The sequence below is a fragment of the Streptomyces sp. NPDC002446 genome (assembly GCF_053595675.1).
Window position 1 is genome coordinate 72,582 of sequence record NZ_JBSFYC010000024.1, and the last position, 21,172, is coordinate 93,753.

General features: G+C 70.7%; 18 protein-coding genes. 3 read left to right on the plus strand and 15 right to left on the minus strand.

The window, feature by feature from the left end; genetic code table 11:
• Position 1: 1 nt before the first annotated feature.
• The 15 genes from ACWD6P_RS16300 to ACWD6P_RS16370 all read right to left on the minus strand — a co-directional run bounded on the left by ACWD6P_RS16300 (position 2) and on the right by ACWD6P_RS16370 (position 18,357).
• Complete coding sequence (locus ACWD6P_RS16300; RefSeq protein ID WP_451444744.1) at positions 2-1,564, minus strand: Wzz/FepE/Etk N-terminal domain-containing protein; 1,563 nt, start codon at positions 1,562-1,564, stop codon at positions 2-4.
• The gene (locus ACWD6P_RS16305) at positions 1,561-2,934 is read right to left on the minus strand and encodes a Wzz/FepE/Etk N-terminal domain-containing protein (RefSeq protein ID WP_451444745.1); all 1,374 of its coding nucleotides are present in this window, start codon (positions 2,932-2,934) and stop codon (positions 1,561-1,563) included. Before ACWD6P_RS16305 ends, ACWD6P_RS16300 begins: the two co-directional genes overlap by 4 nt.
• Positions 2,931-4,196, minus strand: coding sequence for a glycosyltransferase family 4 protein (locus tag ACWD6P_RS16310; RefSeq protein ID WP_451444746.1), 1,266 nt, complete (start codon positions 4,194-4,196; stop codon positions 2,931-2,933). Before ACWD6P_RS16310 ends, ACWD6P_RS16305 begins: the two co-directional genes overlap by 4 nt.
• A complete protein-coding gene (locus ACWD6P_RS16315) occupies positions 4,186-5,511 on the minus strand; it encodes a nucleotide sugar dehydrogenase (protein ID WP_451444747.1) in 1,326 nt (441 codons plus the stop codon). The genes ACWD6P_RS16310 and ACWD6P_RS16315 overlap by 11 nt, the downstream gene beginning before the upstream one ends.
• Before the next feature lie 82 nt (positions 5,512-5,593).
• Entirely contained in the window at positions 5,594-7,072 is a 1,479-nt protein-coding gene (locus tag ACWD6P_RS16320) for a sugar transferase (RefSeq protein ID WP_451444769.1), read from the minus strand.
• 705 nt (positions 7,073-7,777) lie between these two features.
• Positions 7,778-8,074 carry a hypothetical protein gene (locus ACWD6P_RS16325; RefSeq protein WP_451444748.1) on the minus strand — a complete coding sequence of 99 codons (297 nt, stop codon included), beginning with the start codon at positions 8,072-8,074 and terminating at the stop codon, positions 7,778-7,780.
• 306 nt (positions 8,075-8,380) lie between these two features.
• The gene (locus tag ACWD6P_RS16330) at positions 8,381-8,800 is read right to left on the minus strand and encodes a hypothetical protein (RefSeq protein WP_451444749.1); all 420 of its coding nucleotides are present in this window, start codon (positions 8,798-8,800) and stop codon (positions 8,381-8,383) included.
• A gap of 3 nt (positions 8,801-8,803) precedes the next feature.
• A complete protein-coding gene (locus ACWD6P_RS16335) occupies positions 8,804-9,190 on the minus strand; it encodes a hypothetical protein (RefSeq protein WP_451444750.1) in 387 nt (128 codons plus the stop codon).
• A 48-nt stretch (positions 9,191-9,238) separates the two neighbouring features.
• On the minus strand, positions 9,239-9,895 hold the full coding sequence (locus ACWD6P_RS16340; RefSeq protein ID WP_451444751.1) for a hypothetical protein: 657 nt from the start codon (positions 9,893-9,895) through the stop codon (positions 9,239-9,241).
• A 129-nt stretch (positions 9,896-10,024) separates the two neighbouring features.
• Positions 10,025-10,405 (minus strand): hypothetical protein, encoded by a 381-nt coding sequence (locus ACWD6P_RS16345; protein WP_451444752.1) that lies wholly within the window; start codon positions 10,403-10,405, stop codon positions 10,025-10,027.
• Positions 10,406-10,768: 363 nt separating this feature from the next.
• Complete coding sequence (locus ACWD6P_RS16350; protein WP_451444753.1) at positions 10,769-13,702, minus strand: helix-turn-helix transcriptional regulator; 2,934 nt, start codon at positions 13,700-13,702, stop codon at positions 10,769-10,771.
• A gap of 140 nt (positions 13,703-13,842) precedes the next feature.
• Entirely contained in the window at positions 13,843-15,675 is a 1,833-nt protein-coding gene (locus ACWD6P_RS16355; RefSeq protein ID WP_451444754.1) for a sugar-binding protein, read from the minus strand.
• Positions 15,676-16,029: 354 nt separating this feature from the next.
• Positions 16,030-16,893: an ABC transporter permease gene (locus ACWD6P_RS16360; protein ID WP_451444755.1), complete on the minus strand. Its 864-nt coding sequence runs from the start codon at positions 16,891-16,893 to the stop codon at positions 16,030-16,032.
• The gene (locus ACWD6P_RS16365; protein ID WP_451444756.1) at positions 16,853-17,905 is read right to left on the minus strand and encodes an ATP-binding cassette domain-containing protein; all 1,053 of its coding nucleotides are present in this window, start codon (positions 17,903-17,905) and stop codon (positions 16,853-16,855) included. The genes ACWD6P_RS16360 and ACWD6P_RS16365 overlap by 41 nt, the downstream gene beginning before the upstream one ends.
• Positions 17,902-18,357 carry a MarR family winged helix-turn-helix transcriptional regulator gene (locus ACWD6P_RS16370; protein WP_451444757.1) on the minus strand — a complete coding sequence of 152 codons (456 nt, stop codon included), beginning with the start codon at positions 18,355-18,357 and terminating at the stop codon, positions 17,902-17,904. The genes ACWD6P_RS16365 and ACWD6P_RS16370 overlap by 4 nt, the downstream gene beginning before the upstream one ends.
• Before the next feature lie 74 nt (positions 18,358-18,431).
• Between ACWD6P_RS16370 and ACWD6P_RS16375 the strand changes: the two genes are divergently transcribed.
• From ACWD6P_RS16375 to ACWD6P_RS16385, 3 genes are all read left to right on the plus strand, one after another.
• Complete coding sequence (locus tag ACWD6P_RS16375) at positions 18,432-19,019, plus strand: TetR/AcrR family transcriptional regulator (RefSeq protein ID WP_451444758.1); 588 nt, start codon at positions 18,432-18,434, stop codon at positions 19,017-19,019.
• Between the two features lie 723 nt (positions 19,020-19,742).
• Positions 19,743-20,465, plus strand: a complete 723-nt coding sequence (locus tag ACWD6P_RS16380) for a hypothetical protein (protein WP_451444759.1) — start codon at positions 19,743-19,745, stop codon at positions 20,463-20,465.
• A gap of 23 nt (positions 20,466-20,488) precedes the next feature.
• On the plus strand, positions 20,489-21,082 hold the full coding sequence (locus tag ACWD6P_RS16385; protein ID WP_451444760.1) for a hypothetical protein: 594 nt from the start codon (positions 20,489-20,491) through the stop codon (positions 21,080-21,082).
• The last annotated feature ends 90 nt before the right edge of the window (positions 21,083-21,172 follow it).

The following is a 21,172-nucleotide window of genomic DNA, read 5'->3' on the forward strand; positions in this document are numbered from 1 at the left end:
CCTACCACGCCTCCTGGTCGCTGTCCGGGGCTCGCCCGGCCGCCATCGACAGCCGCTCGGTCCGCAGCCCGCCCTCCCCCACTGCCTGAACGGCGGGGGAGGTACCCCCACCGTTCTGCCGGGCCGGCCGCTCGCTGCGGCCCCGCAGCGCGATGTGCAGCCCGTCCCACAGCGTGCCGTCGGTCCGGTCACGCGGATCGGGGTCGATCAGCACCACCCCGATCACCGGAACGCGCTGGTCGGCGAGCTGCCGCGCCACGGTGTGCAGCCATGCGGCGCTGCCGTGCCCGGCACGCACGACGAGCACGGTCCGGCCACCGAGGTACTGCAGGTCGGTCCACGCCGTGCCGGGCGCGACCGAGCCGACGCCGATCCTGCGCACCTGAGGCGGCACGGCCGCGGCACGCTCGCCGCTGACCACGGCCGGGTCGCCCGGCTTCCGGCGGCTGCCCGCGAGCTGCGGGCCGGGCAGACCGTCGACGATGACCACCGGATCCTCCGCCGCCAGTGCCCTGGCGACGTTCAGGGCGATCAGGCTCGTGCTGCGCGCACAGCCCAGTTCCAGCAGCGACACCGGTTCCGCGGAGCTGCGCACGGTGCGGGCCAGGGTCGTGGTGAGCCGTTCGCGTGCCGCGCGGTGTTGTCGGCTCTGCCACAGCCCGGCCGGCCGGCGGGGCACGCGGGGCAGCTCCGCGATGACCGAGGCGCCCAGGTTCGCCGCGATCTCCCGGCGCAGCACGGGGCGGTCCGCCACCACCGCGCCGACCGCGGCCACCGCGAGCCCGAGGACCAGCCCGAGGACGAGCCCGATCGCGGCGTGGGTGGCAGCGGCCCTGGGCAGGGAGTGCCGCACCGCGCGCGGGGCGTCCACGATCTGTGTGCCGGTGATGAGCTTGGGGGTGCCGATGCGCGCTTCCTCGGCGCGCTGGGCGAAATCGGCGATCCGCGAGTTGAGCTCGGCCCGGCGGGCGAAGAGCGACTCGATGCTCGCCGACGCTTTCGGGTCGCTCTCCGGCGACCGGTCTCCGATCGCCTTGTTGGTCCTGGCGAGTTCGTTCCGCATGCGGTCACGCTGGTCGAGCAGGGCCTTGGCCTCGGCTTTCGCGGCTTCCCGCATCCGCTTCACATGGTCCGCCACGAACGCATCGGCCACCGCCTCGGCTCGGGCCACCGCTTCCGTGTCGCTGTGACCCGTCACCTCGATCTGCAGCAGGTTGTTGGTCAAGCCGGTGCCCCGGTAGTCCCGCATGAAGTCTTCCGGGTTCTCCGGGGACTTGAGGGACCGCAGGGCCTCGCCGGCGATCCGGGTGGTCCCCAGCAGCTCGACGTCGGTGCGGATCAGCGTTCCGGTGTCGTTCGGCTGGTCCTCCTGATGCGCGACCAGCACCTTGGTCACCGCGGTCGGCGGCGGCACCAGCAGGACCGCCACCGCCGCGCCGACCAGCAGCCCCAGCAGCGCCATGGAGCACCAGAGGCGGCGGCGCCTGCGCACCGCCACCACCAGCGCGTGCAGGTCCAGCAGCGGAGCGGCGGCCGACGGCTCCGCAGTCGTACGCGTCGTCACACCGCACCTCCCGTCGCGTGGCCGCGACCCGCGAGCGCCGAAGTGGCGTCATCCGGAGGATGGCCGGCAGACCGTGTCGGACGGGCCCGGACCGTACCGGCGACGACGATGCCGACGACCTCATGCCCCGCGTCCGCACACGCCTCGGCGATGCCGGCGAGCTCCCCCGCGGTCCAGCTGCCCGCGCTGAGCACGACCAGGGCACCGGACTCGGTGCCGCGGTCCGGCACCAGCGGCCGGGACACCGAAACCCCCACCACCCGCAGCACGCTCGGGGAAGGATCGCTCTCGGCCTCGGCGGCGAGCAGCCCGGCGGCCCGGCGGCCGATCTCGTCGCCGTCCGGTACGACGACCAGCAGCCGCCGGGGCGCCGGCAGCTTCTCCCGGAGGCGAGCGCACACCCGCCCGTAGCGGATCCGCCTGCTGGTCTCGTCGCCGGACATCCGCGGGGCCGGTATGTCCCACCGGGTGTCCACGCCCAGCATCCGGCGCAGCCAGGCCCGCGGGCCACGGCCTTCGGGCCGGTGCGCGGGCCGTTCTCCCGGCACGTCGACGGTACCCAGCAGCGCCGAGCCCAGCGCCGCGGCGATCTCCGGTTCGGTGCGCAGCCGGCGGCTCATCCGTGCGGCGGCGAGATGGCCGATGACCGCGAGCAGGAAGAACAACAGCGCCCCGGCGCCGATGAGTTGCACTCTCGTCGGCGGTGCCTCACCGGTCGGCCGGACCGCCGGCCCCATGACGACCATGTTGGCCTTGTTGCTCGCCGGGTCGGCCTCGTCCAGCTTCTTCATGGCCTCCTGCAGCGCGGTGCGCAGCTTTTCGAGCTCGGTGCGGGCCTGCACGCTCTCCACGGTCTGCCCCGGATCGGCCGCGTTGGCCAGGTCGGTGATGCGGCGGTCGGCCTGCACCACCTTCTGCCGCAGTGCCTCGGGCCCCGCCGCGTCGGGGTCGGCGTTGTCGCCCGCGATCCGCGCGGCGAAGGTGACGAACTGCTGGGCCACCTGGTCGGAGAGCCGCTGCGCGCGCTCCGGGGTGTCGGCCGTACCCGAGATCTTGATGATGTTCCCGTCGGCGGCCTTGGCGCTCACCCGGTCCAGCAGCTCGCTGCCGCTGACGCCCCTCCAGCCGAGCGTGTCGGCCGCGCGGTCGACCACCGCCGAACTGGCGGCGATCTCCGCCTGGGTCAGCAGCTCGCGCTCCTCCCACTGCCCCGCCAGCAGCACCGATGCCGACGTGGTGTAACTCGGCGGGAACAGCAGGGAGGCGCCGTAGCCGACGAGCGCGCCCACCACGGCGACGACGGCGAGAAGCCGCCAGCGCCGACGGAGAATCCGCCCGATCGTGACCAGGCGTATCGTGTCATCGCTCAACGCCGGGGCCTCTTCCCAGCCCGGACCGAACCGCCCGCCGGCACCGGAGTGCGGTCACGGCAGGCGGCGGCGTAGGCGGCGAGCAGCGACGCCTGCGAGTTCCGCCAGGAAAGCTGCCCGCTGATCCGCTCCTGGCCGACCTTGCCCATCCGGGCCCGCCGCTCCGGATCGTCCAGCAGCAGCGCGATGAGCCCGGCGAACTCGGCCTCGTCGTTGGCGGGCGCGTAGACGGCGGCGTCACCGGCGGAGACTCTCGCCTCCCGGAGGTCGAACGAGACGATCGGGCGACCCATCGCCATGTACTCCAGGACCTTGTTCATGGTCGACACGTCGTTGAGCGGATTGTGCGGGTCGGGGGAGAGGCAGACGTCCGCGGTGGACAGGTAGCGCACCAGGTCGGCGTCCGGAATGCGCCCGGTGAACTGCACCTGCTCGGAGAGTCCGAGCCGCCGGGACAGCGCCACCATCGCGTCGAAGGCGTCGCCGGCGCCGACGAACACCGCATGCCAGTCGGTCCGCCCGAGCTCGTCGCGCAGCTTGGCAAGGGCCCGCAAGGCGTAGTCGACGCCGTCCTGAGGGCCCATGACGCCGAGGTAGCACAGCAGATGAGGCTTGCCGCGCTTCAACTCCGGCTCGGGCGGCACCGGTTGGAACCTCTCGACCGCGGGGGCGCTGCGCACCACGAAGACGTCCTCCGGCCGCTTGCCGCCACGGCGCAGCGCGACGTCCCGGTAGCTCTCGTTCGTGGCGAGCACGATGTCCGCGGCCCGGTAGGTCCGCCGTTCCAGCGCGCACACGGCGCGGTAGAGCAGGTCCTCGCCGCGGTCGAACCGGGAGAGGTACAGCTCGGGCACCAGGTCGTGCTGGTCGAAGACGAACCGCGCGCCGCGCCGCTTCAGCCACAGTGCCGGCAGGAACAGCAGGTCGGGCGGGTTGCAGGCGTGGACCACGTCGACCGGGCCGACCTTGCGGGCCAGCCGGACCGTGTGCCACAACGCCGATCCGTACTCCCGCAGGTAGCCGGCCGGCCCTCCGGTGGCCGCGCGCAACGGGTAGCGGTGGATCCGCACCCCGTCGATCACCGCCTCCGGCTCCCTGTCCCGCTTCTCCCCCCGGGGGCAGATGACATGCACCTCCCAGCCCGCGTCGCGCAACGTCGTGCACTCCTGCCACACCCGCCGGTCGAACGGCACCGACAGGTTCTCCACCAGAATCAGCGCGCGACGGGCCGGCCCGTCGCCGCCTATTGCGTCACCAAGCAAGGCCTATGTACCCCGGTTCGGCCCGGCGCGCATCGGCGTCGGGGAGGTGGATGAGGTCGACGATCACCGGGCCGTCGCCATGGGGCAGCGCCGAGAGCACGTCCGGGTCCCTGGTCCCGACCAGGCACACCTCGGCGTGTTCGAGCACCTCGTCGACGGACTCCGCGAGCAGCTGCGCGAGGTGCGGCAGCCGGGTCTCGATGTACTCGCGGTTCGCGCCCATCAGCCGGGAGAGGCTCACATTGGCGTCGTGGATCCGCAGGTCGTACCCCTTGCCGAAGAGCCGCTCCGCCAGCTCGACGAGCGGGCTCTCGCGGAGGTCGTCGGTGCCGGGTTTGAAGGACAGCCCGAACAGGCCCACCCGGCGCTTGCCGGTGCGCTCGACCAGGTCCACCGCGCGCTGCAGATGGTCGGAGTTGGAGGGCAGCACATGGGCGAGGATGGGCACCGAGACATCGGCCCGCCGCGCCGCGTGGACCAGGCTGCGCAGGTCCTTGGGCAGGCAGGAGCCGCCGAAGGCGAAGCCGGGCCGCAGGTAGGCGGGGCTGATGTTCAGCTTGCGGTCGGCCAGGAACACGTCGATCACCTGGTGCGAGTCCACCCCGAGCGCCTGGCACACCGCGCCCAGCTCGTTCGCGAAGCCGATCTTGAGGCCGTGGAACGCGTTGTCCGCATACTTGATCGCCTCGGCCGTCGGGACCGGCACCCGGAACACCTCGCCGGGCAGGCCGTCGTACAGCGCCGCCACCACGTCGCCGCTCGCCGGGTCGAGCTCGCCGATGACGGTCTTGGGCGGGTCGAAGAAGTCCCGCACGCTCGTGCCCTCGCGCAGGAACTCCGGGTTGACCGCGACCCCGAAGTCCACCCCGGCCGTACCGCCGGCGGACTTCTCCAGGATCGGTACCAGCAGGTTCAGGCAGGTCCCCGGGAGCATGGTGCTGCGGAACACGACGGTGTGCCGACCCCCCTGCTTGGCCCCCTCGGCCAGCGCGGCGCCGATCTCCTCGGTGACCCGCTCCAGATATGTGGTGCACAGGCTGCCGTTGGGCTCCGACGGTGTGCCCACGCAGACCAGCGAGACATCGCTGCCCATGATCGCTTCGCGGACGTCGACGGTGGCGCGCAACGCTCCGGTCCGTACGACCTCGGCGGTGAGCTCGCCGATCCGCTCCTCGACCACCGGGGCCTTGCCGTCGTTGACCAGGTCGACCTTCGCCTGGTTGACGTCCACCCCGATGACCTCGTGGCCTTGGCTGGCCAGGCACGCGGCCGACACGCAGCCCACGTAGCCGAGCCCTAAGACGCTGACCTTCATGACCCGTCCCTCCCCCCAGGCAGGCCCTTTTGGCCTGCAGTCCGTACTCCGATGGGACCGTTGAGCCGCAGCCCGCCGCGCATCAGTAGGCCCCCTGCCCCTGGAGCACCGCACGCAGCGTCTTCCACAAGATCACTGTGTCCAGGGCGAGCGACCAGTCCTCCACGTACCGCAGGTCCAGCCGCACCGCCTCCTCCCACGGCAGGTCGCTGCGTCCGCTGATCTGCCACAGGCCGGTGAGCCCGGGCTTGACCAGCAGCCGCCGCCGGATGTCCGGGCCGTACGCGGCGGACTCCTCCGGCAGCGGAGGCCGCGGACCGACGAGCGACATCGAGCCGGTGAGCACGTTGAAGAGCTGCGGGAGCTCGTCGATCGAGTACCGGCGCAGTACCGCTCCCACCCGGGTCACCCGCGGATCCCGGCGGAGCTTGAACAGCAGCCCTGCACCCTCGTTGCGGTGGGCCAGCGCGGCACGTACCCCGTCAGCCCCGGCGACCATGGTGCGGAACTTGAAAATGGTGAACTCGCGGCCGTCCTTGCCGACTCTGCGCTGGCGGTAGAACGCCCCACCCCGACTGTCCGCCAGCACGAGCAGCCCGACGCACACCATCAGCGGCGCGAACAGGATCAGCAGGATCGCCGCGCCCATCCGGTCGACGACCTCTTTGACCGCCCGGCGGCCCCCGGTGAAGGTCGGCATGCTGACCCGCAGCAGCGGGATCCCGAGCACCGCGTCGACGTGCAGCCGCGGTCCTGCCACCTCCATGAGCACGGGGGCCACGACCATCTCGGCATCGCTGCCTTCGAGGTTCCAGGCCAGCCGCTGCAGCCGGTCCGGTGACCAGTGCGGGTCCGGTGTGACCGCGACGACGCGGTAGCCGTTGCGGTGGACGTGGCCCGCGACGTCGGCCAGTCGGCCGACGACCGGCACTCCGTCCAGTTGGTCACCGTCGAGCCCGGGACTGTCCGCCGTGCACACCGCCTCCACCCGCCAGCCGAGGTGCGGAAACTTGCGGGTGCGGGTGATCAGGTCGCGCACGGTGGCCAGGCTCCCGGCAGCGAGCACCGGGCGCAGACACCGGCCCTCTTTCCGCTGTTTGTGCAGCCAGAGGCGCAGCAGATACCGCTCGGTCATGGTGATGAGCGCGATCGCCGGGATCGCGACGAAGATCCAGAGTTTGATGTTGCGCGAGGTGAGGGCTATCCCGCTGAGCGCCAGTACGACGGCCGCCGTGAACAGTGAGCGTCCGAGCCGACGGAACTCCTCGGCGCCCTGGCCGAGCACGGCCGGAGCCCACGCCCGGCTCACCGCGAGCGCCCCCAGCACCAGCAGCTCGGTGCCGAAGGCGAGAATCCTCCACTTCTCGTGCCAGTTGGCCGCGTCCCGGACCCCGAAGAAGCCGCCGATCGCCGCCACCACGAAGGCGGTGGCCACCGTATCGCTGGTGATCACGGTACGGCGGTACCGCTGCTCCCAGTCGATCACAGGCCGGCGGATCGCCCCGTTCTCCAGACGCCCGCGCGCCGAGGGAAAAGAACTGGATAATTCCCCCTGCTTCACCGACCCGCCCAAGTTGCCAGCGGGCTCGACGTGCTCGCTCAACACGGTTCCTCCCCCCGGGAGGCCCCCGCCCCCCGCTGTTCCACCCCTCGGGAGGCCCCCGCCCCCCGCGCCGCGCTGTTCCTCCCCTGGGGAGGCCCCCGCCCCCCGCGCATGACACATCCCGGCTACTGCAGCGCTACTTGAACAACTCACCCTGGCGGCAGCGGACTTGTACGTCCTGCCAGACCCTCAAGGTGCGTGGGAACCGTCGAAACCCCGGGCGCTCCCCGCACCCAAGGCCCCTCTCGGGCTCCAAGAATTGACCACCCCCACCTATGGCCCGGGGACGCGACTACTGGCCGTCCGTAGTGCCGGACCTATAGATCATTAATGGTCGCCTCGTGACCGACCAGCTGAAGCACGGTCAATCTAGACCATCGGGACCAGTATGTAGAGGGGATGTGTGCAACTTGTGGTCAGGCTTTGAGACTTGAACCATCGATCGGCAACCGCCTACGAGTGCCCCGACGACGAAGACGTGCCGCGTGAGCTGCGGTGATGGGAGTTCACGCGGATAGTCGACCAGGCCCTGACAGCTTCCGCTTACCCGCACGCCCGCACGACTGTTCGACCAACTCTTCGCCGTCCGTCGCGCTGATGGCGGTCATCTGTACGAACTTGTACGTCATTTTCAAGCGGCGGGACCGGCTCTGAGCACGTTGGCTAATGCTTTGCGGGAGGAAGGTCATCATTCGTGGGCTGCGGCGGCTTGAAAGTAACGCACGCGAAATTCCACGTGGTCACGACGATCTCCTTGCCGTGCGACATGACGACCGTCTTCACCGGCACCACCCCGCAGTCCTCCGGTACCAGCCGAGGGTGCTGAACCGCGGCCGTCCGGCTCGGCGCGGACGCATTCGGGGCGGCAAAGGCCGTCTCGGTCACGCCGCCGACCACCATGACCAGGCCCGAAAGCCCGGCGCCGGTAACAGCACCTGCCCTGAAGAGACGCTTGCGCATGGGCCTCTCCTCTCAAGCAACTCAAGCAGCCCCCTCGCTGCGATCTACGTTACGCCTTGGCTTTGCCACCGCGAAAGTTGATCGGCGTACCATACGGGGCTGCCGCGCCGCATTTTTCCGACTACGTAGCGGCAAGGTCCGTTTCCGCTGAGTCATTCCGCTGAATCATTCCGCTGGGTCAACAGCTGTCTACCGGTATTCGCCGGTCTCCTCGATGGCGACAGAGGCCCCGCCGGGCAATGCCTGGCAGGGCCTCTGCGGCTGGTGACGGCGGGAGTTGACCACCGGGAGCGGCTCAGCGGTGAGTCAGCAGTTCGCCTTGAGGACGTGAATACCGGACACCAGCGTGCCCTCGAGTTTGTAGCAGTGATTCTTGTCGGGTTCGTTGATGTACAGCGGCTGTGAGCCTCCCGACCAGTACACGGTGACCGTGACTCCCGTTGCCTCCGCGGGGAAGTAGCCCTTCCAGCTGGTGCCGATCGGCCTGTCGTGCTGGCAGTAGTTCTTGTTCGCTATGCCGTCCGGGCCCTGCCAGGCGTAACAGGTATCGATGAGGGACCCCGCCTTGTGCTCGAACGAGATGTAGTTGTCCGAGGATGCCGCCGCGGACGGCGCCGTCATTACCGCGCCGGCCAGGGCGAGGCCCAGTGCGGCGGCACCGAATGTCAGCCTGCGCGGTGTGCTGTGTGCGCTGGAGTTCAGCGTCGGCTTCGATGGTCCGAGCATGTCCTAGCAGCCCTTCTCATTGATTTTCGGGGCGAAGGTGTAGCCGCTGAGTTCATAGCAGTGACTGCGGCCCAGGTCCGTGATCTGGGGGGACACATTGCCGCCGCCGATCTGGGCCGCCACCGTGACCTCGACCCTGACGCCCTGGGCGTCATCGGGGATCTCCACTCGCCAGTCCGTCCCCTTGGGCTTTGCGTAGTCGCAGGAATCCGGGGTTGCCGAGGACTTCCAGTGGTAGCAGGTGTCGACGAGGAACCAGCCGTTGTTGGTGAAACCGATGGAGTTGCCCGAGCTCGCAGCGGCGGCGGACGGTGCCGTCATCGCCGCGCCGGCCAGCGCCATTCCCAGGGCGGCGGCACCATAGGCCGCCGATTTCTTGATGTTCCGCACAGGATGACCCTTCGTGGAGTTGGAGCGGAGCGGAGCGGGGCCGGCGGCTCAGCGGCCGTTCTTCAGCGTGGCACCGCACGCGACCACGTCGGTGTCCGCCCGCGCCGCCACGTTCAGCGGGATTTCGGTGCGCAGCCCGGTGATCTTCGCGCCGCCGAACTCGCCTCCCTGGATCGTCACATCGGAGGTCCGCTGTTCCATGTCATGGCCCATCATCAGCATCCCCTTCTGCCCGGGCTTGATGGTGATCCTGATGTCGCCGCTCTTCGATTCGGCGTTGGTCTCGCTGTACTGGGCGGAGGCGCCGACTCCCAGCTTGTCCTTCACCAGGGTGATATCGACGCTGCCGCCGACGTTCCACCCCCAGGTGAAGGTCTTGCTTCCGCTGAGCGTCTGGTTCATCTCCGCCTGACCGCCGCTGCAGTTCTGAATGGGACCGATGCCCATTCCGGCGTTGTCGACGTCGAACCACTTCGTGACCTGCTTGGATTCCACGGTCGTCGAAGCGCACGACACCTTGCCGTCCTTGCACTGTTCCAGTGCACGCTTGACTTCTTCGGCAGAGTCCACCCGGTAACCGTTGTCGTAGGTGACGGAGGGGCTGCCTTGCTCCACCCAGGTGTCGGTGTGGCCATTGACATCGGTGAATCCTGCGCCTTGCGCAGCCGATGCCGTAGGTGCCGCCATGGCCAGCGCGAAAGTCACCGCGCCGAGGCCGAGAGCTATTCGGGATGTGGATGCGGAGATCAATGTGTTCCTCACTCTGTTGCCGGTGGAACCCGAAACCCGATGCCAAGGAGAGTCCGTCCCCGTGCTCTCCCGCGATGCCTGCCTTCAGCAGCCCGTTTCCTGGAGCTTCGGCCGGTCGACGAGTCCGGTGATCTCGAAGCAGTGATTGGTGTTGGTGTCGGCCACCACAGCGCTGTCCACCGTGTCGTAGGTGACCACACTCGCGCTGAGGTCGATCTTGGCGCCGGTCGCTTCCGCGGGGAAATACGCCTTCCAGGTGTCGTTCACGGGCCGGACGTTGTGGCAGTAGTTCTTGCCCTCGGCACCGCGCCACTTGTAGCAGGTGTTGGCGAGGATGCCGGCGTGGTTGGTTATCTGGATGTAGTTGTCGGATCCCGCGTAGGCGGCGGGGGCGGAGAGCACGGTCGAGAAGCACGCGGCACCCACCGCGAGCAGACCGATTACGGCCCGATGGTTAACCTTCACGGTTGCCACTCCTTCTTGCGCAGTTCCGTCTTGCGCAGTTCCCTCTTGCGCAGTTCCCACTGCATTGCTTTTCTGAGTAAGTCATGGGAGGGGGAACCAAATCAATTGGTTCCGGTTAAGACTGCGGTCCCCGGAGTAAGGCCCTCGGGGCAACCACGAGGAAGGCCGGAAGAAACCGCGAACCACGGTTTTCGACCACGAGGACCCACGACTCCCGACGCCTGAGCACCACAGGTCCGACGACTGCCCCCGGGAATACCGAAAGCCCCTCACGCCGGGGCGAGGGGCTAGGAGAGGTTCGTTCGTCAAGCAAATCGCCTCGGATACGGCGATGCCGGATGCCAGATGGCAGATGCCGGCGTCTCAGGAGTCCGCGGGATCCCTCCCGCTGCGGTTTCTTTCGGCATCGGCCATCGCGGCCGCCAGATGCGGACGACCGGTGATCCCGAGCTTGCGGTAGACGCCGGTGAGGTGGGTCTCCACGGTCCGCAGCGACACGAAGAGCAGTTCCGCGATCTGTTTGTTGCTGTATCCCTGAGCCGCCAGCGCGCTGACGCGCTCCTCCCCCGCCGTCAGCACGCGGACTCCCGGGCCCCCGGATCGTGCCACGCGCCCGCCGGCGAGGTGCAGCCGCTCCTCCAGCCGCGTGGCGAGCACCGTGGCGCCGCACTCGACGGCGAGGTCCAGGCCCTGGCGCAGTGCCCTGCGGGCGCCGCGTTTGTCGTCCTGCCGCAGCAGGGCGTCCCCGAAGTCCTTCAAGGCGCGGGCGAGTTCGAGGCGTGCGGGGCTGGCGCCGAGGACGTTCACGGCTTCGGCCAGCATGTCCAGCCCCTGGGGGCCGCCCGTCGCCGCTCCCGCCCCCCGGAGCGCCACCCCGAGGGCCCGCGGGATCCGGCAGCGCCGTGCGAGTTCGAGCTCCTGCTCGGCACACGTACGGGCCGATCTGGCGTCCCCCAGGGCGAGATGGGCGGCCGCGGCACGGGAGCGCCACGGCGCGATCGCGGGGCTGACCGTCCCCGCCGCCTCGCTGTAGTGGCCGGACTCGCGGAGCAGGGAGAGCCCGGCACGCAGATCACCCCGGGCGATGCGCAGGGCCGCCAGGCTCAGGAGGAACCTCGGCCGTGCCCATGCCACGTCCGCCTGCCCTCCGACGGAATGCCCGGCCGCAACCCGCTCGGCGGCCTCGATCCGGCCCTGAGCGAGAAGTGCGTCGATCCTGATCGTGTCGAGCGACAGGGCGTACGGGAGCCTCCCGGTGGGGGAAGCCTGCTCCGCGGCGGCCTGCGCCGTACGGAGAGCTGCGGCGATGTTCCCGCGGCGCAGCGCCAGCGCGGCCTGGTAGACCATCAGGGAGGAGACGAGCAGCTCCATGCCCTTGCCCGAGATCTCCCGTGCCAGATGGCGGTTGAGGTGCTCCGCGGTATCGAGGTCATCGAGGTAGAGCAGGGTCTGGGCGACGAAGTAGTGCAGCGGGAACAGATCGTGGGAGAACGCCGGAAGATTGACCGAGGCGCGCTCGATGAGCCCGGCGACGTACGGGGCGGGCGCGGCCGCTCGCAGGGCGCCGAAGGCATGTATCGCGAGCAGTTGCCGTTCCCCCGCGGTGCGGTCGGCCAGTTCGTCGGGCGCACCAGGAGACGGCTCCGGAGCCGGGCCGGTAGCGGACGGCCGCTCGAACTCCATCCAGGAGCGCAGCGCGGTCATCCGCAACGCCAGCTCGCGATCGGCCGCCCCCGAGCCCGCCGTGGGCCGGTCGCACAGCGCCGCGATCTTCCGGTCCACGCTCGACAGGTCCGTACGGGAGCCGCACGACAGGAGCAGGGAGTAGGCCAGGACTCCCAGGGCGTCGCTGCGGGCCTTCTCGTCGGGCAGCCCTTCGAGCGCGCTGGTCACACAGGAGATGGCCAGGGCGGCGTCGTAGTGGCTGGCCGCGATGCCGAGTTCCAGGAGGACCCGGGCACGTTCGGGGCCGTCCAGGGGCTGGTTCAGCGCGGCGCGCAGATAGGTCACGGCGGTCTCCGGTGCGCCCCGGCGTATCGCCTCGGCGGCCGCTCTGCGCAGCGCCGGCAGGACCCAGGAGCCGTGCACGGGGCCGGCCGCGAGCAGATGGGCCGCGACCTCCTCGTCGGGACGTCCGCTGAGACAGGACACCTGGGCGGCGCGCGCGTGGCCCAGACCGAGCTCCTCGGGCGAGAGCGTGCCGAGCACGGTGTCGCGTACGACGGGATGGGTGAAGCGGGGGTCGCCGTCCGCCCGCAGCAGGCCGAGCGACCGCAGGTCCTGTGCCGCGGACCGCACCACGGCCCGCCCGGTCCCGCAGTACGCGGCGAGCAGTTCCGGAGGTTTGCGGTCCCCCAGGAAGGCCAGCGCCCGCGCCACCTCCACGACCTCGTCGGAGGCCTGACAGAGCCGGTGGGAGATCTCCGCGCCGAGACTCGGCAGGGTGACCGTGGGGATCCGGTCCCGGAACTCCGTCGTCGGCCGCACCCCGCTGCGCCGCGCCTGGTGGAGCAGCGCGCGGACGAACAGCGGGTGCCCGCCGGTGGCGGCGTGGCAGGCGGCGCAGAAGGCCGCATCGGGCTCCTCGGCGCCCCACACCGTCTGCACCAGCTTCGCCACGTCGTCCGGGTCGAGCGCCGTCACGACGACGGTGTGGCAGTTGGCGGGGCGAACGAGCTCGGCGAACAGCGGATCGAGCCTTCTGGCGTCGGCGCTGCGGGTGGTCACGGCGATCAGCACGGGGTGGCCGTCGGCCCGTCCGACGAAGTGGACCAGCCACCGCAGCGACGGCCGGTCGATCCACTGCAGGGCGTCGACCGCCAGGAGCAGGGGTTGCCGGCGGGACAACCGGGCGACGAGATCGTCAAGTCCTCGTAATGTCGAGGCCGTCACGTCCGCCGCCTCGGGCAGTGGATCGGTGGCGGCGGCATCGTCCAGCGCCCGCAGCGTGGCCGGTCCGGTCCCCGCCAGGAGTGCCGCCCGCTCGGCTTCGGAGACGTCCGCCAGCAGGGGCCGGAACAGCTGCCGCACCGCCCCGAATGCGAAGTCGCGCTCCAGTGGGTGGCAGCGGGCCCGCAGCACCCGGAACTGCTCGTGACGCTCCCACCAGGTGCTGAGCAGGGCCGACTTGCCGATGCCGGCCGAACCTTCGAGCTGTACGACGCGGACCCGGCCGGAGAGGACGTCGGCGGCCACCGCGTCGATGGCAGCGAGCTCGCATTCGCGCCCCACCAGCGGCCAGTCGTCACCACACGCATCGCGGGAATGCCCGAACGTCACCAGTTGCTCAACTCTCATCGTTCTCGTCTGGCTTTCGTCTGGCTTTCGAGACGTCCCTGTGAGCGACGCGGTTGCCTGCGCCGGGCGACCGGATGCGCGGGGCGGATGCGCGGGGCGGGGTGACCGCCTCAGCGGCGAGGAGGCGCCGGTGGCCGAGGTCAGGGCCGGTTGCGGGGGCGGCGGGGGCCCGCGGCGAGGGGTACGCCGGTGCGGCGGCTCTGGGCGGCCGACGCCGGAGAGCCGCCGCTCCGCGCCGCCTCCAGCGGAATCACCGGCTTCCTGTACGGCGGCCGCTCACCGGACGGCCTGTAGCCGGGCAGCCGTGTCGTGCCCCAGACGTACGGATCGGCCTGGGCACTGCCGTACGGCGACCAGGCGAGCCGCGACCGCCCCGCCCCGTTCGTCGCGTCGGAGTCGTAGACGAGGATGTTCGCCGTCATCGCGCCGGGATCGACGGTGGCCGGCAACGCATGGAGCGGAATCTTCGCCTCGACGGTGTAGCCGTCGTACGGCTCGCTCACGCTGGAGGCGACCTCCAGGCCCGGGGCCGTCTCGTGGGCGGGCCCTTGACGGTGGTCGGCATCCCTGGCCGCGCACGGCCCGCCGCCGGAGGTGAAGGGGAGGATGCCGGCCTTGAACGTGGCGGAGGTGTCATCGGCGTCGCCGCGCGGGTCGAGGCCGATCTCGACCGAGTCGGTGCGCCAGTGCCGCTTGCAGTCGTCCCCGCCGAGCGCACTGCCCTTCACGTCATCGTGGACCTCCACGAGGACGTACAGGTCATCGCCGTGCCGGACGAGGCGGGCGGAGGCCGAGCAGTCGTCGGCCGATGCGCACTCGGCGTCCTGCCAGTGCACCAGCCCGATCCTCTCGCCCGGGTACTCGCCCGGGGAGCCGGCGCCGTCGACCTCGGGCGTGCGCGAGACGGCGGGGACCGTGGTGGCGGGCGGGTCGGGGTAGTCGGGCTGGGCGTCGTTGGCGAGCCATGGCATCCCCGCCTTCTGTGTCCAGGCCCGGAATTCGGCGAACAGCGGGCGCAGCTGCCGCTGTTCGCGGACGGGGGCCGGCACCGGTTTGCCGTCCACGGCAAGTACGGAGAACCAGTCGCACCCGAGGCGGTCACGACGGGTGCTGAGCTCGGCGGGGAGGGTCCCGAAGCCCTGCGTGACGTACTTGCGTGCCGCGTTGCGTTCCTGCTGCGCCCAGGTGGTGCCGTACTTCTGCGACCACTCGCCCTCCCAGACGCCTTGCTGCGGCAGCCCGGTGGCCGGGTCGCGCACCTGGGCGGCGGCGCAGCCGGGACCGACCGGTCCCTTGAAGCGCCAGTTCTGGGCGAGCAGCCGGGCCGGCCGCCAGGGCCGGTACCGCTCCTCGGTGATCTGCCGCGGGAAGGCGCCGGGGTCCGCGGCCAGCCGGTACGCCTCGGCCGCCAGACGGGCGGCGAGTTGGTGGCCACCGTGCTGGTCGAACGGGCGCGGGTCCATCGTCACCACGGTCTTGGGGGTGGTGGCGCGGATCAACCGGACGAGCCGTTCCAGGGTGTCGGGCCGCCGGGGCGGGCCGTCCCAGACCCGGGAGGTCAGCGGGGCGGAGAGGGTGTACCAGAAGTCCGGCTTGTCGAGGTAGAAGACGTTGCGGATGCCGACGGGCCCGAGGGCCGACCGTTCCTCGGCCTCCCGGATCCGCCCGAGCGCGGCGCCTTCCTCGGGGCCCGCCGCGTTGCCGCCGCCCTCACCGCGGGTGATCGTCACAACGCCGGCGCTCTGGCCGTCCCGCTCGTTCCACTGCCCGAAGGCGGCCAGGGACTGGTACTCGTCATCCGGGTGGGCCCCGATGAAGAGGACGTCGGTGTGCGCGGGATCCGATGCGCGTACCGCCCCGGGCGGCTGCTGCGCGCTGACCGCCGCGGTGGGGAGGGGCGCGGCGGCCGCCAGGCTCAGGCCGAGGCCCAGGACCAGGCCCAGCAGCGTTCTTGTGGCGTGCCGCAGAAACATCTCGGGTCCCCTTCCGTGCCGTCGGCGCTCCCGTCAGAGGCTGCGGCCCCGAAGCGTTTCCGCAGGTGACGACCGGCCGGGATCCGTCCGAGTGAGTGATGCACCGACGCCGGAAGCGCGTACGGCAGCTGCGCACCCTCACCCGTCGCCTGCGGACGGACGCATCGCTCCAAGATCCGCGCGGACCATGCCACTCGGAGCCTGTGCCTCGGGCGTCCTTGGGCGTCCTTGGGCGTCCTCGGGCGTTGTCAGTGGTGCCTCGTACCGTGGGAACCATGAGTGATCAGGGGTGGGCAGGGGCGGGCAGGGGCCCGCGAAGGGGTACTGGGACGAGATGACGGGCAGGTGGGCGTGTCAGCGTGCCAGACGACCCAGAAGGGAGGAGGCGGCAGCGATGCCGAGGGCGGCGGCCGCCGTCAGAACGGCGTAGTCCAGGGCCAGATGAGCGTGTGTACCGAGGAGGAGGCCGCGTAGGGCATCGATCTGATAGCTCAGGGGGTTGACCATGCTGACCGCTTGAAGCCAGCCGGGCATGACCGCCACCGGATACAGGGCGTTGGAGGCGAAGAAGAGGGGCATGGTGATGGCCTGGCCGATACCCATCAGACGGTCGCGGGTGAGCACGATCCCGGCGATCGTCATGGAGAGGCAGGAGAAGAAGGCCGAACCGAGGATCACAGCGAGGGCCACACCGATCAGCCGCAGCGGATTCCCGGTCATGGCCACGCCCAGCAGCGCCGCGATGACGATCACCACCACGGCCTGGATCAGCGCCTTCACCCCGGCGGCGAAGGCCTTGCCGGCGATCAGCGCGGACCGTGGGGTGGGCGTGACCAGCAGCTTGGTGAGGATGCCGGCGTCCCGCTCCCAGATGATCATGATGCCGTAGAAGATCGCGATGAACATGGCCGACTGCGCGATGATGCCGGGCGCCAGATAGTCGATGTACGGGGTGCCACCGGTCGGGATGGCGTTGATGCGGGTGAAGGTCTCGCCGAAGACCAGCAGCCACAGGGCAGGCTGGACGGCGCGGGTGTACAGCTCGGTCCGGTCGTGGCGCAGCTTCTGCACCTCGACCACGCACATCGCGGCGACTCTGGCGGGCAGCACCCGCCACCCGGTGCGGGGGCGCGGTGGGGCCAGCAGCAGATCCAGTCCCCCGGCGCCGGTGGTGGTGTCAGCCGACCCGGTTGGCCGTGCGGCGGGTGCTTCGGACATCGCGAAAGTCTCCTGCCTGCTCGTCGAGGCCGCTGCCGGCGACGTCCCGGAAGACGTCCTCCAGAGTCGGCACGGCGTCGGATGAGCGCGATGTGGCTGAGGGGCTCGGGGCGGTGGATGGCCCGGGGGCGGTGGAGGTGCTCGGAGCCGTGGACGGGCTCGGTGCCGTGGACGGGCTCGGTGCCGGTGCCGTGGCAGGTGGCGCCGCAGTGCGGTCTGCGCGGCGCCGGGCGCGCAGGGCGGCTTTGAGGGCGTCCGGTGTGCCAAGGGCGCGGATACGGCCGTGGTGTATCAGGGCGACGCGGTCGCAGTACTGGTCGGCCTCGTCCATGTAGTGCGTGGTCACCAGCACGGTCATACCGGTGGCGGCCCGTACCGCGTTGATGTGTTCCCAGACGCTGGTGCGGGCGATCGGGTCGAGGCCGATCGTCGGCTCGTCGAGCATCAGCAGGCGCGGCGCGCTGACCAGCGCCTGCGCGAGTTCGAGACGGCGGATCATGCCGCCGGAGTACGTCTTGGCGAGCCGGCCGGCGGCGTCGGTGAGACCGACGGCGGCCAGCGCCTGAGTGACACGAGCGGCGCGCTCACGGCGCGGGACATCGAAGACGCGGGCGAACAGGGCGACGTTCTCGCGGCCGGTCAGTCCGGCGTCGGCGGAGAGCTGCTGCGGTACGTAGCCCAGCAGCCGGCGGACCGCCATCCGCTCCTTCGCCGCGTCATGCCCGAATACCCGCACCATGCCCGCCGGGACGGGCAGGAGCGTGGTGATACAGCGGATCGTGGTGGTCTTGCCCGCACCGTTCGGGCCGAGCAGGCCGAAGACCTCACCGGCGCGTACGGAGAGGTCCACGCCGTCCACGGCCTTGGTCTCGCCGAAGGCGTAGTGGAGAGCGCGGCAGGTCACGGCATCGGGAGCGGGCGTGGGCGGCGCCGCTTCGGCGGCCGGTCCCGCTTCGGCGGCCGGTCCCCCTTCGGCGGCCGGTCCCGGTCTGCGCGCGTCGCCGGTGGTCATCCGCCCTCCGCCTCCTCGTGCAGGTTGTGAGCGAGCCTGCGCAGCGCCGGCAGGGCGGCGGCCAGCGCCGCCTGGTCGGCCTCGGGCAGGCGCGCGACCTGCTCGCGTACCAGCGCGCTGCGCCGCGTCTCCCAGTCACGCAGCCGCGACCGGGCCGCGGCCGTGGGGAACAGCAGGGCCGAGCGCCGGTCGTCGGGGGCGGTCTCGCGGCGCAGATAGCCGGCCCGGCTGAGCTGATGGACGAGGGTGGAGACCGAGTTGCCCGCGAGACAGAGTTCCTTCGCGGCGGCGGACACCCGTATGCCGGGGCGGGCGGAGACCAGCCGCAGGAGTTCCACCTGCGCGCCGCGCAGTCGGGGGACGGTCAGCCCGCTCCACAGCCGGCGCCGGATCAGCCGCTGGACACCGGCCAGGACATCGGCGAGCGAATCGGGGAACTCCCCTGCAGCCATACCCTGATTTTAGCTCTGAGTGAGAGCTAGCGGCCAGGAAGCACACGCGGGTGCACGCGATAGCATCACGCCCCATGGCCAGACCCAAGGAGTTCGACCCGCACGCCGCGCTCGCGGTGGCGACGGAGACCTTCCGCCGCCAGGGGTACGAGGGCACCTCCGTACAGGATCTGGTGGCGGCGCTCGGGATCAACCGCTCCAGCATGTACGCGGCCTACGGCTCCAAGCACGACCTCTACCTCAAGGCCCTGGAACGCTACAGCGCGGGCGAGGCCGTAAAGGCGCGGGAGGAGCTGTCGGGGAGCGGTCCGGCGCTGCCCGCCCTTCGCGCGTTCCTGCTCTCCTATGTGGAGGCCGCGCTCGCGGACCCGGAGCGTACCGGGTGCATGGTGACCCACGGCGTGATGGAACGCCTGCCCGGTGACCCGGAGGCCGCCGACCGGCTGCGCGCCGCACTCGGGGCGCTGGAGGAGGCCTTCTCCTTCCTGCTGCTGCGCGCCCGCACCAACGGGGAGCTCGCGCCCGGCACGGACGTGCGCAGCGCGGCCCGGTTCCTGGTGACGTTCACGCAGGGGCTGCGGGTGATGGAGAAGGCCGCCGACCACGGCTATCTGACCGAGGCGGTGGACCAGGCCCTCAAGGGCCTCTCCCCCGCTGCCTGAGCGCCCTCCGCACACCGGCTGCCGACCAGCACCGACACGGTCGGCAATTCCAGGCGGCCGCACGTTGTCCACAGCCTCGATGGACGGCCTTGACAGCCACATGTGGGCGGAGAAGTCTGGTTCTTCCGGCCATTGCCGGAAGTTGGGGGAATCCGAAGGTACCGGGGGTACCGGAGGTGACGGGGGAATCGGGGGCTCATGCTCAGGTATACGTCTGTGCGCACGAGCGCGACATCGACGGACAACGCAACACACACCGCAAGCGAAGCACGGCAGCAACGGGGGGAACGGCCGGGACGAGGACCGCGGCCGGGACGAGGACCGCGGCCGGGACGAGGACCGCGGCCGGGACGAGGACCGCGGCCGGAACGGGGATCGCAGCCGGGACGAGGGGAACGGCCGGAACGGGAACAACGGCGGACACGGGCGCCACAGCAAGCACCGAGGCGACGAGGAGGACAGAGTCGACAGACCCGCCGGACTACCGCTCTCCGCGCAGCGATCCTCGCCCTCTCCGTCCCCCTCTCCCTCTCCCTCTCCCTCTCCCTCTCCCTCTCCCTCTCCCTGACAGCCTGTTCGTCGGACGGCGCGAGCGCGGACAGGGCGGGCGGCTCCGCCTCGTCGACCAGCCCCGCGACACCACCGACTCCCTCCGTCGACCCCGGCGCCTATCGCCAGTCGCTGGCCAAGGCCCTTCGCCCGCTAGACAGCGCGCTGCGCGCAGTGGACAGGGCACACGAAGGCGGATCGCTGGACAAGGCCCTCGACACCGCCGCCGCCAGGGCCGACGCTGCCGCGGACGCACTGCAGACGGTCCGCACACCGGACAACGCCAGCGCCGGAAACAGCCAACTCGCCACTTCCCTGCGTGCTTTGGGGCAGGACCTCAAGAGCGCCCGTGGCGAGGGCGGCCGCTGCGCCGCCTCACCGCGTGTCGAACTCGGCTCGGCCCAGAGCCCGCAGAGCGTCAAGGAAGCCGGACGTGCGCTCAGCGCGCTCGGCTATGACGCCACGCTGAAGCTGCCCCGTACGGAGAAGGCCAAGCACCGGCGGCTCGCCAACGGCGCCTTCATCCGCGACGGCAGCCGGGGCGGGCTGGGGCGGTTGACGATCAACAACGGCACCCGCACGGATGCGGTGGTGACCCTGGCCCAAAGCAAGCGAACGGCGTTCTCCGTATACATACGCAAGGGCTCAAGCACCACCATACGCAGCGTCAACAGCGGTTCGTACACCGTGTACTTCACGACCGGTGTGGACTGGAACGGCGCCAAGCGCTCCTTCACCCGCGAGTGCAACTTCGAGAAGTTCGACGACAAGGCGAACTTCCGGACGGTGCGGGTGGCCGGGGGGACGCAGTACACGGTGCTGACCTTCACTCTGAACAAGGTGATCGGCGGCAATGCGACCACCAGTGAGGTGCCACCGGGCGAGTTCCCGTCCTAGGCGGATCGGTATTGTGGCGCCGCGTGAGTGACAGCACATGGTGGACTCTGGCGATCGCGGCGGTGACCGGTGGCACGGCCGTGCTCGCCAGCTGGGTCACCAGCCGCGGCAACACCCAGGCCGCCAGGATCCAGGCCGAGATCGCCGCACGCTCGCAGAGCACCGAGCGGCTGCGGGAGAGCCGGCGCACCGCCTATCTGGATCTGATCGAACAGACCCACCAGATGGGAGAGTTGTACTGGGAGATCTCCGCTGCGCTGCGGCTGCCCGACTCCGAGGAACGCACCGTCATGCTCGAAGACCTGCATGACCGGGAGGTCGCCGAGTACGCGAAGATCCGCCGCTGCGCACGCGTCGTCGAACTGGAGGGCCCGCCCACGGCATCGGCCGCGGCGCTCGCCCTCCAGAAGGCGACCGGCCCGTTCTACGCCGCCGTCAAAGCCGAACTGGCCGGTGACGCCGAGGGACGCGGCGCATTCGACGCGGCCTACAGCCCCTTCTGGGCAGCGCTGGAGAGCTTCGTCGACGCGGCACGGGACGCACACCAGACGCCGCCCGGCGTAACCGCACCAGCAGCACGGCGCCGAAGCCGACCCGCACCCTCGGACGCACGTTAGAGACTGATGCTCAAGCCGCCACCAGCTCGTCCGCGCGGGTCCATGCGGACGATGCCGGTGCGGCTGAGCGAAGCGTCACTGCTCACCCCG